General features: G+C 72.1%; 14 protein-coding genes. 6 read left to right on the forward strand and 8 right to left on the reverse strand.

Annotated features, from left to right (window positions below; translation table 11 throughout):
* Positions 1-115 precede the first annotated feature (115 nt).
* From ACRWK8_RS00540 to ACRWK8_RS00550, 3 genes are all read right to left on the reverse strand, one after another.
* The gene (locus tag ACRWK8_RS00540; protein WP_431867590.1) at positions 116-904 is read right to left on the reverse strand and encodes an inositol monophosphatase family protein; all 789 of its coding nucleotides are present in this window, start codon (positions 902-904) and stop codon (positions 116-118) included.
* Positions 901-1944, reverse strand: coding sequence for an ATP-grasp domain-containing protein (locus ACRWK8_RS00545; protein WP_378734963.1), 1044 nt, complete (start codon positions 1942-1944; stop codon positions 901-903). Before ACRWK8_RS00545 ends, ACRWK8_RS00540 begins: the two co-directional genes overlap by 4 nt.
* 257 nt (positions 1945-2201) lie before the next feature.
* A complete protein-coding gene (locus ACRWK8_RS00550) occupies positions 2202-2732 on the reverse strand; it encodes a YbhB/YbcL family Raf kinase inhibitor-like protein (protein WP_378734960.1) in 531 nt (176 codons plus the stop codon).
* A 175-nt stretch (positions 2733-2907) separates the two neighbouring features.
* Between ACRWK8_RS00550 and ACRWK8_RS00555 the strand changes: the two genes are divergently transcribed.
* Positions 2908-3873 carry an LLM class F420-dependent oxidoreductase gene (locus tag ACRWK8_RS00555; RefSeq protein WP_431867591.1) on the forward strand — a complete coding sequence of 322 codons (966 nt, stop codon included), beginning with the start codon at positions 2908-2910 and terminating at the stop codon, positions 3871-3873.
* A gap of 60 nt (positions 3874-3933) precedes the next feature.
* Here the strand turns inward: ACRWK8_RS00555 and ACRWK8_RS00560 are convergent, their stop codons facing one another.
* From ACRWK8_RS00560 to ACRWK8_RS00570, 3 genes are all read right to left on the reverse strand, one after another.
* Positions 3934-5169, reverse strand: a complete 1236-nt coding sequence (locus tag ACRWK8_RS00560; protein ID WP_431867592.1) for a PucR family transcriptional regulator — start codon at positions 5167-5169, stop codon at positions 3934-3936.
* 173 nt (positions 5170-5342) lie between these two features.
* On the reverse strand, positions 5343-7034 hold the full coding sequence (gene aspT / locus ACRWK8_RS00565; protein ID WP_431867593.1) for an aspartate-alanine antiporter: 1692 nt from the start codon (positions 7032-7034) through the stop codon (positions 5343-5345).
* A gap of 41 nt (positions 7035-7075) precedes the next feature.
* Entirely contained in the window at positions 7076-8710 is a 1635-nt protein-coding gene (locus ACRWK8_RS00570) for a bifunctional aspartate transaminase/aspartate 4-decarboxylase (RefSeq protein ID WP_431867594.1), read from the reverse strand.
* Positions 8711-8982: 272 nt separating this feature from the next.
* On the opposite strand from ACRWK8_RS00570, the gene ACRWK8_RS00575 reads away from it, so the two are divergent.
* The 4 genes from ACRWK8_RS00575 (at position 8983) to ACRWK8_RS00590 (ending at position 11898) form a co-directional block, all read left to right on the forward strand.
* Complete coding sequence (locus ACRWK8_RS00575) at positions 8983-9495, forward strand: lumazine-binding domain protein (protein WP_431867595.1); 513 nt, start codon at positions 8983-8985, stop codon at positions 9493-9495.
* Between the two features lie 170 nt (positions 9496-9665).
* A complete protein-coding gene (locus ACRWK8_RS00580) occupies positions 9666-9989 on the forward strand; it encodes a putative quinol monooxygenase (RefSeq protein WP_431867596.1) in 324 nt (107 codons plus the stop codon).
* Between the two features lie 51 nt (positions 9990-10040).
* A complete protein-coding gene (locus tag ACRWK8_RS00585) occupies positions 10041-11090 on the forward strand; it encodes an aldo/keto reductase (protein ID WP_431867597.1) in 1050 nt (349 codons plus the stop codon).
* A gap of 70 nt (positions 11091-11160) precedes the next feature.
* Entirely contained in the window at positions 11161-11898 is a 738-nt protein-coding gene (locus ACRWK8_RS00590) for a class I SAM-dependent methyltransferase (protein WP_431867598.1), read from the forward strand.
* 5 nt (positions 11899-11903) lie between these two features.
* On the opposite strand, the gene ACRWK8_RS00595 is transcribed toward ACRWK8_RS00590, so the two are convergent.
* Both ACRWK8_RS00595 and ACRWK8_RS00600 read right to left on the reverse strand, forming a co-directional pair.
* The gene (locus tag ACRWK8_RS00595; protein WP_378734940.1) at positions 11904-12137 is read right to left on the reverse strand and encodes a hypothetical protein; all 234 of its coding nucleotides are present in this window, start codon (positions 12135-12137) and stop codon (positions 11904-11906) included.
* 56 nt (positions 12138-12193) lie between these two features.
* A complete protein-coding gene (locus ACRWK8_RS00600; RefSeq protein ID WP_431867599.1) occupies positions 12194-13408 on the reverse strand; it encodes an acyl-CoA dehydrogenase family protein in 1215 nt (404 codons plus the stop codon).
* A gap of 264 nt (positions 13409-13672) precedes the next feature.
* Here ACRWK8_RS00600 and ACRWK8_RS00605 point away from each other — a divergent pair, with 264 nt between their 5' ends.
* Positions 13673-15487, forward strand: coding sequence for an AMP-dependent synthetase/ligase (locus tag ACRWK8_RS00605; protein ID WP_431867600.1), 1815 nt, complete (start codon positions 13673-13675; stop codon positions 15485-15487).
* The last annotated feature ends 38 nt before the right edge of the window (positions 15488-15525 follow it).

Raw genomic sequence — 15525 nt, forward strand, 5'->3', positions numbered from 1 at the left:
CCAAAGGCGCGTTGGTTTCCACACGATACGCGCCGTGTCCGGCGCGCGAAAGGGATGATGGACCCCAGTTCCAGCGGTTTGCGAACCACCGTCGGCGAGGTGGTTTCGTCGCAGGTCAGAGCGCTAGCCAACGGGACACCTCGCGGCACGTGGACGGGTCGCCCGCGCCCACCAGGCCGACGTGCTCGAAGGCCCCCTGATAGGTGAACCCTGAGCCGTCCAGACGGGTCAGCAGACCCCCCGTCTCGGCCAGCACCAGACCGGGCGCGGCCACGTCCCAGTCGCGCACCGGGACGTCCTTCACGAACAACTGGGCGTCACCCTCGGCGATCCGGCAGAGCTTCAGCGAGATGCTCCCGCTCTCCAGGTACCCGCCGTAGCCGAAGTGGTCGTACACGCGACGGGCCACCCCCGAGGGTTCCGGGGTGTTGTCGGTGAGCACACCCCGGCCGGGCGGGGCGGGTGGCCGCGGGGGCAGTACGCGCCCGTTCCGCCGCGCACCCCGCCCGCGCTCGGCCGTGTAGAGGGTGCCCCGCTCGGGAACGAAGACCGCCGCCGCCTCGGGACGCCCCCCGACGACCAGCGCCGCCTGGGTCACGTAGCCGTCGAACCCGTGGACGTAACTGGCGGTCCCGTCGATGGGGTCGATCAGCCAGTACCGGGGCGGGCGCTCCCGGGTGAGGGACGCCGGGTCCTCCTCGCTCACCACCGGGGCGCCGGGGTCGATCGCGGTGAGCCGCAGGGAGAGCGCCCGGTGCGCCCGGGCGTCGGCCTCGGCCTTGAACTGGTTTCCCTCCCACACGCCGTCCCGCGCGGCCGGGTCCGGACGCCACGCGCGCAGCAGCCCGCCGACCTCCGTGACCGCGCGCGCCATCGCCTCCACGAGCGCGGTCTCAGCGCTCATCGGACCCGCGCCGGAACGGTCGCGGGCGCACCGGAGGTCACCGGTCCCGGCGGGACCAACCCCTCGGGCGGGGCCGGGGAGATCCCCTGTGAGGCGAACCGCTCCTCGGACATGAACTCGTCGGTCCAGCGCCGCACCATCGTGACGCCCTCCCGCCACTCGTCGGTGAGCCGGGGGCCGTCGCACACGGCCTGGCGGAGCAGGCCGGTGATCTCGTCGACCCCAGCTGCCACCGTGAGCGCCGCCGTGGACGAGAACCGGGGGTTGATCTCGAAGATCCTGGGCCGCCCCCGGTCGTCCAGGCACAGCTGCACGTTGAAGGGTCCGTCCGCGCGCAGGGCGCTCTGGACGGCGCGGCAGGCCCGGGCGACCTCCGGGTGGCGGCGCGTGACCGCGTACCTGGTGACGCCCTGCTTGAGCAGGACCTCCTTGGGCACGACCGCCTGCACCTCGCCGTCCCGCCACACCACGACGGACACCGTGTACTCGGGGCCGGTGACGCGTTCCTGCACGATCAGCTCGTCGGCCGCGTATCCGCTCTCCGCGACCACGCCCGCCACGTCACGGGACGACTCGACCACCCGAACGCCCCGGCTGCCCCGACCGCTGCGGGGCTTGACGATCAGCCCTCCCGGGGGCCGGTCGGCGGCGTCGGCGGGCCAGGTCGAGGCGAGCCAGGTGCGGGGGACCCCGATCCCGGCGTCCTCCAACCGACGCATGAGGGCGTACTTGTCCAGGCAGGTGGTGACGAACCCGGGGCGGGGCAGCAGGACGGCGATTCCGTCCTCGGACAGACCGCCCACGCGGACCAGTTCCTCGTCCACCAGCGGCACCACGGCGGCGGCCCCCTCCTCAGCGCACAGGGACCGCATCCGGGGGAGGAAGGCCTCGCTGGCGCCCGGCGGGACCAGGTGGCCCCGGTCGGCCAGGTACAGGCCGGGAGCGGCCGGGTCCACGTCGGTGGCCACCACTCGGAAGCCGTTCTCGCGCAGGTGAAGGATGGTTCCGGGGGTGGGTGCGGAACCCGCCGTCGTCACCACGACGGTCGGTTTCCTCGAAGTCTGCTGTGGCACCGGCTGAACCCTTCCGAGCGAGATTCGAGTGGGCCGGGGGATGGATCGAGCCTAGACGGGGGAGTGCTCCCGCGACCCGGGATTGGCCGGATGCGGTTCCCAGGACAACCGAACGGGCCCCTCGCGCGTGTACTCCATGGCCCCGGGAGGAAGGGCAGAGGGCGGGTGACGCGCTCGGTGCGTCACCCGCCCTCCGGCGGCGGGGGTCACCCCCCCGGGTCCTGCTAGTCCTGCTCGTACGTGGGCGTGATGAACGCGCGGCCGATCGCGTGCGAGAACAGGTTGAACCCGAGGAACGCCGGACTCGCGGAGGCGTCGATGCCCAGGGTCGGGACGTCCACGGCGTGCACCGCGAACACGTACCGGTGGGGCCCGTGTCCGGCGGGCGGGGCCGCGCCGACGTAGCGGTGGCTCCCGGCGTCGTTGCGCAGGGTCACGGCCTGTTCCGGCAGACCGGAACCGTTGCCCGCGTCGGTCGGCAGCTCGGTCACGTCGACGGGGATGTCGCAGACCGACCAGTGCCAGAAACCGCTCGCGGTGGGCGCGTCCGGGTCGAAGCACGTGACGGCGAAGCTCCGGGTCCCCTCGGGGAACCCGCTCCAGGACAGGTGCGGGGAGACGTCCACGCCCCCGGCACCCATGATCCCGCTGACCTGGGCCCGGGGCAGGGCCTGACCGTCCTTGACGTCGTCGCTGGTCACGGTGAACGCGTCGACGACGGGCAGGAAGTCGTAGGGAGAGGGTGGCTTGGCCACGGGGATGGCCTCCTTCGTTCTCGGGGTCGTCCGTTCGGGGCCCGCGGGGCCCCGACTCCGAACATACGCCTCGGCTGGCTCGGGCGCGGTCTTCTGCGCGGCGGGCCGCGGGGGTACGGTCGTGCCACACCGGGCCGAATCCGGTTCGGTTCGTACACCGACCCATGGAGCCGTCATGACCGACCGCTGGGGCATCACCGTTCCCTTCGAGGGCGTCCCCCTGGCCGACCAGCGCCCGCTCTTCGAGGCCCTGCCCGACCTCGGCTACACCGACGCGTGGTCGTCCGAGGCCAACGGCACCGACGCGTTCACCCCGCTGGCCCTGGCCAGCGTGTGGGCGCCGGGGCTGAGGCTGGGCACCGCGATCGTCCCCGCCTACACGCGGGGCCCCGCCACCCTGGCCATGAGCGCCGCCACGATGGCCGCCGCCGCGCCCGGCCGGTTCGTCCTGGGGGTGGGCACCTCCTCGAACGTGATCGTGGAGCGCTGGAACTCCCTCCCCTTCGAGGAGCCCTACAAGAGGGTCCGTGACACCGTGCGGTTCCTGCGCGAGGCGCTGACCGGCCGGAAGGTCACGGCCGAGTACGACACCTTCTCCGTCCGGGGATTCACGCTCGGCGCCGTCCCCGAGCAGTCCCCGCCCGTCCTGGTGGCCGCGCTGCGCCCGGGCATGCTGCGCCTGGCGGGCCGCGAGGCCGACGGTGCCATCCTCAACTGGCTGTCCGCTGAGGACGTGCGCACCGTCGCCCCGATCGTGCGCGAGTCGGGTGACGACAAGGAGGTGGTGGCGCGGATCTTCGCCGTGCCCGACACGGACCCCGAGACCGCGCGGGGGATCGGTCGCTGGGCGATATCGGCGTACCTGAACGTCCCCGTCTACCGGGCCTTCCACGAGTGGCTGGGCCGCGACGAACTCGGCCCCATGTGGAGCGCGTGGGAGGAGGGGGACCGCAAGGGGGCGCTCGCGGCGATCCCGGACTCGGTGGTGGACGAACTCGTCGTGCACGGACCGGCCGCGCACTGCCGTGAACGGATCCGCACCTACGCCGAGGCGGGGGTGGACACCCCGGTGATCGCCCCGATCAGCCCGCCCGGAACCGACCCGGCCGCCGTGGTCCGGGCTTTGGCCCCCCGGGACTGAACCCCGGGATGTTCCCCGCGCCGTATCGCGCGGGGAACATCCCGACTGTTCGGTATGCGCTCACTCCAGGGGTCCCAACAGCCTGCGGGCCCGCAGGACCAGCTCCAGTTCGAAGCGCGCTCCGGGCTCCCGGAGCCGGGAACCGAACAGCTCCTCCAACTGCCGCATCCGGTACCGCACGGTCTGCGGGTGGATGCGCAGCCGCTCCGCCGCCTCGTTGGCGTTGAACCCCGACTCCAACCACGCCAGCAGGGTGTCGGCCATGCGTTCCCGCTGTGGTTCCCGCATCCCGGCCAGCGGCGCCAACCGCGACCGGGTCAGCTCCGCCACCAGAGCCGTGTCCCGCGAGAGGAGCAGCTCCGGCAGGTGGTCGCTCCACCGCAGCACGCCCGGCCCGGACACCACCCCGCACCGCGCCAGCTCGGCCAGCTCCCGCGCCCGCGCCAGAGAGGCCGGAGCCTCGTCCAGGGGAACGGTCGGACCCAGCACCGCTCGGTACCCCCGCAGGGAACGCTCCAGGGACCGGAGCCTGCCCGGGCCCTCGGGATCGGGTATCAGCGCGCACGGCTCCAGCCGGTCCAGGTCCACCAGCACGTCCGAGGGCGGCACCGGTGGGGCGGACGCGTCCTCCTGGTGCAGCAGGGCCACGGCCACCCGTTCGGGCACCCGCCACCGCGCCGCCCGCGCCAGGGTCGACACCGTCCTCGCCTCCGGTTCCGTGCCCGACTCCGCCAGCAGCACGTCCAGCAGTCGGGACCGGCGCCGTCGCAGCGCCTCCACACCCGCGCCCCGCACCTGGGCGTGCCCCTCGGCGGCGGCCGTGGAGATCTCCTCCTGGAACGCGAAGAGCGCCTCACCCAGGGCGGCCATCTGGTCCCGGTCGATCGAGTGGGCCCCGGCCAGGCGTCGCCACGCCACCGCCGCCGACGTGCGCATCCCGGTGTGCAGGCACTCCAGGGAGCGTCCCTGCCGGGCCTCCCCGGCCCCGAACGCGCGAAAGGTCCGCCCGATCGCCCCCGGACCCTCCGGGGTGTCCTCCGCGCCCGCGCGGCGCACGGCCCCCGAGCCGTCCTCGATCCGGTCGAGGAAGGCGTGGGCGGCGGCGCCGATCACCGTCCGCACCGACTCCACGTGCGCGGGTTCCAACGTCTGGGAGTGGGCTTCGGCCCGGCGTCGGACGGCCTCCACGGCCTCCTCCGTCAGATGCGGCACCAGGGGACGCAGCCTGCTTCCCAGGGCGGGGGGAAGGTCCGCTACGAGGGCGCCGTGGGCGCCCTCCCGTGGTCGGTACGACATGTCACCTCCGGCACGGGCGCACACCGACGCGGCAGCGCATGCCCGCGCGCCGAATCTCCGGTGGCACGCCCGCGCGTGCTCTGTGCGCCAGTGGATACCGTGATGCCGGTCACCCTCCTCCATATGACCAGAGGTCGTCCCCGGGGACAAGCCCCGGTTCCGGGGCCCGCCGCTCACACCACCATCCCGGCCAGTGCCACGATGACCGGACCGGTCAGCGGCAGCAGGATGTTCGAGATCGCGTACGTGATGGTGTAGGCGATCATCGGGACCGAGTTGCCCGCCGTGGACACCACCTGGCTGATCGCCGGAGTGCTGCACTGCTGACCGGCCACGGCCCCCATGAGCAGTGGTGGCTCGATGCGCAGGACCTTCCATCCCACGATGATCGACACCGTCGCCGGGATGAGGGTGGTCAGCACCGCCGCGACCGGCAGCATCACCCCGTAGTGCTGCACCAGCTGGAGAGCGGACGGACCCGCCGACATCCCGACCGCGGCGATGAAGGTCGCCAGACCCAGGTCCTTCATGGTGCCCGCGGCGGCCGGGTGCAGGGTGCCGAAGGTGGGTCGCCTGGCCCGGAGGTACCCGAAGACCAGCCCGGCCAGCAGCGCGCCGCCGCCCGTGCCCAGGGTGAGCTCCGCGTTGCCCACCGGGATCACGATCTGCCCGATCAGGATGCCCAGTACCAGCCCGAGGCCCAGGTAGACGAAGTCGGTGGTGTACCGCGACGCCACCGGGTAGCCCAGTCTGCGCTCCGCCGCCTCCACGTCGCTGGGCGCCCCCAGGATCGTGAGGACGTCACCGACCTGGAGCACCGTGCCGGGCAGCGCCGGGAGCTCCCTCTCGGTGCGGGTCACCCGCTCCACGAACACCGACTCCCGCAGCCCCGGGCCGAGCACGTCCCTGATCCCGCTCAGCGGCAGGTTGTGCGCGGCCCGGTGCGTGAGCACCACGTCCAGGGAGCGCAGCTTGACGTCGGGCTCCTCGGCCTGCTCGGGGCCGATCACGCCCTCCGCGCCGACCAGGGCGGCACGGCGGCCCACCACTGTCAGCAGGTCGCCCTCCCGGACCCTCGTGGTGGCCTCGGGGCGCGTGTTCTGGTCGCCCCGGCGCAGCTCCTCCACTGTCGCGCTTCCGGGCAGCGCGTGGGTGAGGTCGTCGACCGTGCGCCCGGCGCCGCCCTCCACCCGGAAGACGCGGCCCACCAGGTCCGGGAGGGCGGGCTGCTCTCCGGGCCGGGAGTCGTGCCCGCCGCTCAACCGGTGCCACAGCCTCGCGGACTCCGCGCGCAGGTCGACCCGCATCAGCCTGGGCGCGATCTGGCTGGTGAGCAGCACGATGGTGATCAGCCCGCACAGGTAGCTGACGGTGTAGGCGGTGGCCACGTTGTTCTGGAGGGTGCGGGTCTCCGCCTCCGACAGCCCCAGCCGCCCGATCGCCTCGCTCGCGGTGCCCAGCGCGGCCGACTCCGTGGCGCCACCGGCCATCAGACCGGCGGCCGTGCCCTGGTCCAGACCCATGATCACCGTGAACGCCAGCACCACGAGGATCACCGACACCACCTCGATGATCGGGAAGCCCAGGTAACGCAGGCCCTTGCGGTTGAGGTTGGCGAAGAACTGCGGTCCGCTGCTGAACCCCAGGGCGAAGATGAACAGCGCGAACGCGAGGTTCTGTACCCCGGAGCTGAGTTCGGCCCCGGTCAGGTAGCCGATCAGCAGTGCCATGAGCAGGGTGCCGCAGACCCCGCCCAGGCGGATCGGTCCGAACGGCACCCGGCCGAACGCGTACCCCAGGGCGAGCGCGGTGAAGAGCGCGATCTCCGGGGTGTTCCTGAACAGGTCGGTGATCCAGCCGCCCACGGCGGACTCCTCACGGTCGGGGTCTCAGCACGGTCGGGGTCTCAGCTGTGATCGGTGGCCCTGGTGGCCTCGGTGTACCTCCGGTGGTACTCCTCTCCTATCTCCTTCAGGACGCGGCCGATCCGTTCGTAGGCCTCGTGGTCGAGGTTGGCCAGACTGATCCGCACCGACCACTCCGGCCCGTCGAACCCGCCGCCGTTGAGCAGCACCACCCCGTCCTCCTGCGCCAGGCGCAGGACGGGGTCCACCGGTTCGTAGTTCGCGCGCGTCCACGCGGCGAACTCGGCCCCCCAGTGGCGTTCGGCCCAGGACAGCAGGTCGAGTTCGACGTAGTAGCCCGCGCGCCGGGGGTCCTTGGGCAGGGGCACGCCCAGCCCCTCGGACAGCGCCGCGAGCCGTCGGTCCAGCACGCTCATCACCGGTGCGTGGTACTCCTCGTCGGCATGGGTGAGCGCGAAGAGGGCGAACAGCGCCATCTGCACCTGCTGGGGGGTGGACAGCCCGGCGGTGTGGTTCAGCGCCACCGACCGGCTGTCGGCCACCATGCGGTCGACGAACCGCATCCCCGGCACGTCCAGTGACAGTGAGGAGTAGCGACGTCGTACCGCCTCGGCGTCCACCCCCTCCAGACGCGCGATCAGGTCGTCCACGACGTTGTCCGGTTGGAGGGCGATCACCCCCAGCCGCCAGCCGGTCGCTCCGAAGTACTTCGAGAACGAGTACACGCCGAGGGTGTTGCGCGGGCACACCTCCAACAGCGAGGTGAAGCCGCGCACGAAGGTGCCGTACACGTCGTCGGTGACGATCACCAGGTCGCGGTTGCGGTGCTCCACGATGTCGCGGAGGCGCTCCAGGGAGCGTTCGGAGAGCGCCACCGAGGGCGGGTTGCTCGGGTTGACCAGGCACACCAGACGTACGGACGGGTCGGCCAGCTTGTCCAGCTCGGCGTCGTCGTAGTCCCAGGCGTGGAAGTCGCCCTCGGTGGTACGCGAGGCGCTGACCTCCACGACGTCGAAGGCGTAGCGGTCCAGGCGGGGGATCTCCAGGTAGGGGGTGAAGATCGGCGTCATCAGCGCGATCCGGTCGCCCCGGCGCAGGACCCGGTTGGCCTGGAGGGAGTCGAAGACGTAGCACATGGCGGCGGTACCGCCCTCGACCGCGAACAGGTCGTAGGGGGTCTCAGGGGCCCGATCGCCCATCGCCCGGACCAGGTACTCGTGCACCGACTCTGCCACGAACGGCAGGACGCGGTCGGGCACCGGGTAGTTGTCGCCGATCACGCCGTCGACCAGTTCGTGCACGACCTCGTCCCAGCGGTGCGGATCCACCCGGTCGAGCACGCGCCGGAGCAGGTCGGCACCGGGCTCGCCCGCGTTCTGGTCGAGGAAGAGCGACAGCCGTTCACCCACGCCCTTGGCGGAGGGCATCCCCGCGACCGCGGGCCACTCGTTCCAGGTGCGCCGGGACTCCAGGACGGCGAACCGGCCGAGCAGGAAGAACGCCTCCCTGGGCGGTGCGGCGGTCCAGTTCGGGTTACCCCGCCCGGCGTTGAGCAGGGCGTGGGCGCTCTTGCGGGAGGACTCCCCGGCCAGGTCCATCAGATGGCCCTTGAGCTCGAAGGGGCTCAGCCCCTCCAGTCCGCGCTGGGTCGCGCGGTCGTCGTCGAGATGGGTCATGGAACCCCTTCTGGTCGGTTACCCAAAGTGAGAGCGCGTGTGCGCGAAGTGCGCGCTGGAGGGGCCTGCCCGGGACGGGGTCAAGCCGAACCGAACCAGGGCCCATGCTTTGCCTGGTCAGTGGGTGCGCGGAGAACCGGGTGCGGGCACACGTAGTCATCAATCAGGTGAATGCGGTAACAATGGTGCGTCCCCCGGAGGCGTCGACGGGCGCCGGGCTTCTCCGAAGTCCGCTGTCGGCCCTCCCCGCCCGTCCACGGAAGGCGACCCCCATGCGACGCACCCTGCTGTGTGCAGCCCTGCCCCTCTTCCTCGCGCTCACGGCCTGCTCCGGAGGGGATGAGGCCCCCGACGGGGAGGCCGTCGAGGAGGCTGCCCAGGGGGACGGCCAGGAGGGCACCGAACCCAGCGAGGAGGACGCCGCCGAGGCCACCGACGCCGCCCGTACCGTGGCGGAGGGGTTCGTGGCCGCGTTGATCGCCGGAGACGGTGAGCTGGCCTGCACCTTCGCTGACGAGAGCGCCCAGGCGGCGATCGTCGGCCAGGGAGACGACGGCCAGGACTGTGTGGAGGCCTTCCCCGACTACGTCGCCGGGCTGCCCGGAGCGGAGGAGATCGAGGTCGGCGAGATCACCGTGAACACGGACCTGAACGGGGAGGCCCTGGTCGCCAACGTCGAGATGGTCCACCCCGAGGAGACCCTCGGTTCCCTGGAGGTGCGCGAGGTCTCCGACGACGAGTGGCGCGCCACCCGCCTGCCGGGCACCACCCTCGGCGGAGCCTGAGACCGGACGGCGGCCTCCCCCGGGTGCGGTGTCGGACACGGACCCGGGTGAGGGGACGAACACCTCGGGTGCCCGGGCCGTCGCGGCCCCGGCCCCCGGGCTCTGGGAGAGTGGTCGACGGGGTGCGGCACGACCGCGCGCCCCGTGGCACAAAACGAAGGAGATGCGGGATGATCCTGATCGTCGTCAAGTTCCGGACCAGGCCGGAGGCCGTCGACGGCTTCCTCGACGCGGTCGCCGACTTCACCGCGGCCACCCGAGCCGAGCCGGGCAACCTGTGGTTCGAGTGGTCCCGCAGCGTCGAGCGCGACGACGAGTTCGTGCTCGTCGAGGCTTTCAAGGACGGTGCCGCGGAGGCCCACGTCAACAGCGACCACTTCCGCGCCGGACTGGCCTCGATGAAGCCGCTGCTGAAGGAGACCCCGCTGATCGTCAGTCGCGTGGTCGACGGCGAGGGCTGGGACCGGATGGGCGAGCTGACGATCGACGAGTAGCGTCGGCACGTTTCGACGGTGGCGGGAACCAGGCGGAAGGGGAGCGGAAGTTTGGGCACGTACGTGGCGGACGACGACCGGTACGACTCTCTGGAGTACCGGAACTGCGGCAGGAGCGGGCTGAACCTGCCCCGGCTGTCGCTGGGACTGTGGCAGAACTTCGGTGACGACCGGGACCTGGAGGGGCAGCGCCGCATCCTGTGCCGCGCGTTCGACCTGGGCGTCTTCCACTTCGACCTGGCCAACAACTACGGTCCGCCGCCGGGTAGCGCGGAGGCCAACCTCGGGCGTGTCCTGGCGAAGGACCTCGGCTCCTACCGCGACGAACTGGTGATCACCACCAAGGCGGGATGGGTGATGGGGCCGGGGCCGCACCAGCGGGGCGGATCACGCAAGTACCTCCTGTCCTCGCTGGACCGTTCGCTCGCCCGGATGGGCCTCGAGCACGTCGACGTCTTCTACAGCCACCGGCCGGACCCGGACACCCCGCTGGAGGAGACCATGCTGGCCCTCCACCACGCGGTGGTGTCCGGGCGGGCGCTGTACGCGGGCATCTCCTCCTACGGGCCGTCGCTGACCCGGCGGGCCGCGGCGATCATGCGCGACCTCGGCACGCCGCTGACCGTCCACCAGCCCTCGTACTCGATGCTCAACCGCTGGGTCGAGGACGGCCTGTTGGAGGCGGCGTCGGACGAGGGCATGGGTGTGGTCGCCTTCTCGCCGCTGGCCCAGGGGCTGCTCACGTCGCGTTACCTCGGCGGCGAGGTGCCCTCGGACTCGCGTGCGGGGGTGGGGCGGCCCAGCTGGCGGGAGAACATGCTCACCGAGGAGGTGCTCGGCCGGGCCCGGGCGCTCAACCAGATCGCGGCCGAGCGCGACCAGACCCTCGCCCAGATGGCGATCTCCTGGGTCCTGCGGGACCAGGGGCCGCGCACGGTCACCACGGCGTTGGTCGGCGCCTCCAGCGTGGAGCAGCTGGAGCAGAACCTCCGAGCCGTGGAGAACACGGAGTTCACCGAGGAGGAACTGCGCGACATCGACCGGTGGGCGGTCGACTCCGACGTCAACATCTGGTGGGGCGCCACCGCCTCCAAGGAGTAGCCGGGCGCCCGGAAACCGAACACCCGAAAACCGGATGCGGTCGCGGGGGCGGGCGGCGACACTGACACGTATGGCCACCTCCCCCCGCCCCTACGCGGACGACGACCGCGCCGCTCTCTACGACCTGCTCAACCCCTGGGCCCCGTGCGACGACTTCCACCTGTCCCACGTGATGGCGGCCGACGCCGTGGTGGACGTGGGCTGCGGGACCGGGACGCTGTTGCACCGGGCCCGGAGGGAGGGGCACACGGGGCGGCTCCTCGGGATCGATCCGGACGTGCCCTCCCTCTGCCGGGCACGGACGCGAGCGGACGTGGAGTGGGTCGAGGGGCGCGCGGTGGACCTGGCGCGGCGCCAGGAGTTCGACCTCGCGCTGATGGGCGGGAACGCCTTCCAGGAGTTCGTCTCCGACCAGGAGCTGCGCCGGTCGCTGGGAGCGATCCGCGCCGCGCTCCGTGAGGGCGGGCGGTTCGTGTTCGGCACGCGGAACCCGGTGGCGCGCGCCTGGGAACGGTGGGTCCCCGAGAACGCCGCCGAGGTGGTGGACCACCAGGGGCGCGCGCTCCGGGTGGAGCACCGTGTGGAGTCGGTGGCGGAGGGGGTCGTCACCCTGACCGAGACCGTCGCCGCCGGGGACGGCGCCCCGCTCCGGGTGGACCGGGGCGCGCTGCGCTTCACCCCGGCGAGGGAACTCGACCGGTTCCTCGCCGGGGCCGGGTTCGAGGTCGCGGAGCGGTACGGCGACTGGGAACGGGGGCCGTTCACCGGCGCCGAGGGCGAGATCGTCACCGTCGCGCGCGCCGTGTGAGCGCCCTAGCGGTCGTCGCCGGGGCGGCCCCGGGCCCCGTCCCGTTCCTCGGTCTCGTCGGCCGCGTCCTGCTCCTCGGCCGGGCCGGTCCCGTCGGGGACCTGCTTCCAGTAGTCGGGTGAGCGGACGGCCTTCTCCGCCTGGCGCTGGACGATCCGGAAGATGCCCAGCACCAGGAAGATGACGGCGACGGGTACGGCGATGCCGACCAGGACTCCGAGTGCGGGCCATGCGAACACCGGCCTCACCTCCTCGTCCCTAAGCCTCCCCGCTCACCTGCGGGTTCACCCCCGTGTCAGCGGATCGGCAGGCCGGTGACGGTGCGGCCGATGATGAGTTTCTGGATCTCGCTGGCGCCCTCGAAGATGGTGAAGATGGAGGCGTCGCGGTGCCAGCGCTCCACGGGGTAGTCCCTTGTGTAGCCGTTGCCGCCCAGGATGCGCAGGGAGTTCTGGGTGACGTAGGTGGCGGTCTCGGAGGCGTAGAGCTTGCTCATGGAGCCCTCGGCGTTGGTGAAGTCCTTGCCGTTGCGCGCCATCCAGGCGGCTCGCCACACCAGCAACCGGGCGGCGTCGATGCGGGTGGCCATGTCGGCCAGGAGGAAGGCCACGCCCTGGTTGTCGCCGATGGGGCGGCCGAACTGCTCGCGCTGGGTGGAGTAGTCGCGGGCGTACTCGTAGGCGGCGCGGGCGCAGCCCACCGCCATCGCGCCCACGGTGGGACGGGTCGCCTCGAAGGTCTTCATGGCGGCCTGGCCCTTGGAGCGCCTGCCCTCCCTGGCGCGGGCGATCCGCTCGTCGAACCTGTCCTTGCCGCCGATCAGGCAGGAGCCGGGGACGCGTACGTCGTCCAGGACGACCTCGGCGGTGTGCGAGGCGCGGATGCCGTGCTTGGCGAACTTCTGGCCCTGGGACAGGCCGGGGGTGTTCGGCGGGATGATGAACGACGCCTGCCCGCGCGAGCCCAGCTCGGGCTCGACGGAGGCGATCACCACGTGCACGTGGGCGATGCCGCCGTTGGTGGCCCAGGTCTTGACTCCGTTGATCACCCACTCGTCCTTGGCCTGGTCGTAGACGGCGCGGGTGCGGATCGCGGAGACGTCCGAACCCGCGTCGGGTTCGGAGGAGCAGAAGGCGGCGAGTTTGACGTCGTCGGGGGTGCCGAACATCTGCGGCGCCCACTCACCGATCTGCTCGGGTGTGCCGGTCGTGCTCAGCGACGCGGCGGCCAGGCCGGTGCCCATGATGGCCAGGCCGATCCCGGAGTCCCCCCAGAACAGTTCCTCGATGGTGACGGCCATGCCGAGGCCGCTCTCCTCGAAGGCCTGGGTCGCGAAGAAGTCCAGGGAGTACAGGCCGATCTTGGCGGCCTCCTGGATGATCGGCCAGGGGGTCTCCTCGCGCTCGTCCCACTCGGCGGCGGCGGGGCGGATGACGTCGGCGGCGAACCCGTGGGCCCAGTCCCGGACGTCGCTGATCTCTTCGGGAAGCTGGAGGGAGAAGTCGGGCACGGGGTGGCTCCTTGGGGTCACGCGGGACAGGGGGACGGCGCTCGAGGTGTTACCAGTGGTTACCCCAGATGAATATTACTTATCAGTAGCGTCCGGTTCCCCGCAGAGTCGGGGCGGGGTGGCCCGGGGGTGTGCGACGCCCCCGTTTCGGTCCGTCCTTTCACGGGAAAGCGCCTCTTCGTCGCCCTTTCCGGGGAAAGGTGGACTGCTAGGCTCTCGTGTGTTCTGGATCACATATACGAGGAAGCTGCCCCAGGAGCACACATGACCTCCGCCCCCGGCACCACGGACGATCCCACGAACCGCACCCTCCCCGAACTCCTCCTGCGCAACGCTCGTGAGCACCCCGGCCTCCCCGCGCTCTCCTGGCGGGAGCCCGGGGCCACCGGCTGGACCACCCTCACCTGGGAGCAGGCGCGTGAGGCGGTCGCCGCCCTGGCCGAGGGCTACGCCGCGCTCGGCGTCCGCCCCGGCGACCACGTCCTGCTCATGATGGGCAACCGGCCCGAACACTGGCTCTCCGACCTCGCCCTCGTCCATGCCGGGGCGGTCCCCACCACCGTCTACTCCACCGCCGCCCCCGAACAGATCGGGTACGTCTGCCGCCGCAGCCGTGCCCGTCTCGCCGTGGTGGAGGACCCCGACGTCGCCGTCCACTGGGAGAAGCTCCTCGACGACCCCGGAACCGCCCTCGAGACCCTGGTGGTGCTGGAGCGGCCCGACCCCGGACGCGGACACACCCCCTACGACGGCCTGATCGACACCGTGCCCTCCGGAGCCTTCGACCGTTGGCGCGACCTCACCCCCGACCACCTGGTCACCGTCGTCTACACCTCCGGCACCACCGGCGACCCCAAGGGCGCCGCCATCACCCACCGCCAGGTCCTCGCCCAGGCGACCGCCCTCGACGCCGCCGTGGACCTGCCCGACCATCCCAGCCACGTCTGCTACCTCCCGCTCGCCCACATCGCGGAACGGCTGCTCAGCCTCTACCTGCCGCTCTTCCGTGTCTCCCACGTGTGGATGTGCGCGGATCCCGCCGCCCTCGCCGGGGCACTGCCCGAGATCCGCCCCCCGCACTTCGTGGGGGTGCCGCGCGTGTGGGAGAAGCTGGCCACCGGAGTACGGGCCTCCCTCGCCGCCCTGCCCGAGGAGATCGCCGCCGTGGTCGCGACGGCCCGGGACGTGGCCGCTGACTACCACAGCCACCGGGAACGCGGTGAGGAGATACCCCCCGGACTGGAGGCGCGCTACCGGGAGGTCCACGCCTCCGTGCTCACGCCGCTGCTCGCCCGGCTCGGCCTGGACCGGGTGGTCCTGGCCTCCAGCGCCTCGGCGCCCATGCCCGTGGACGTGCTGCGCTTCTGGGCGTCCCTGGGCCTGGCCGTGATGGACGTCTGGGGGCTCACCGAGTCCGTCGGCGTGGCCACGCTCAACACCCCGGACGTGGGCCGCAACCGCCTCGGCTCCGTGGGTCGCCCGATCGAGGGCATCCAGGTACGGCTGGCCGACGACGGAGAGGTACACCTGCGCGGCCGCTCGGTCTTCGAGGGCTACCTCCAACCGGACGGGACCGTCAGCCCCGCCACGGACGAGGAGGGCTGGTTCGCCACCGGCGACGTCGGCCGGATCGACGAGGACGGCTTCCTCTGGATCACCGACCGCAAGAAGGAGATCATCGTGACCTCGGGCGGCAAGAACATCCCGCCCGTCCTGGTGGAGAACACGCTCAAGGAGCACCCGCTGGTGGGGCAGGCCCTCGTGCACGGCGACGCCCGCCCCTACCTGGTGGCACTGCTCGTCCTCGACCCCGAGATGACTCCGCTGTGGGCGGGCGAACGCGGGCTGGACGCCGACGGCGCGGGGCTGGACGCCCACCCCGAGGTGCTGGCCGAGATCGAGCGCGCGGTGGCCGCGGCCAACGCCCGGCTCAGCCGTCCCGAGCAGGTCAAGCGGTACCGGCTGCTGGCAGGGGAGTGGGGGCCCGGAACCGGCGAGCTCACCCCCTCCCTCAAGCTCCGCCGCCGTGTGGTCGAGGAGCGCTACGCGGAGGAGGTGGCCGCCCTCTACCGGGACTGAGCCCGGGGGTCCCGTTCCGGGCCGGGCGCCGCCGCGCG

The sequence above is a fragment of the Nocardiopsis eucommiae genome (genome assembly GCF_965344335.1).
GTDB classification, from domain to species: Bacteria; Actinomycetota; Actinomycetes; order Streptosporangiales; family Streptosporangiaceae; genus Nocardiopsis; species Nocardiopsis eucommiae.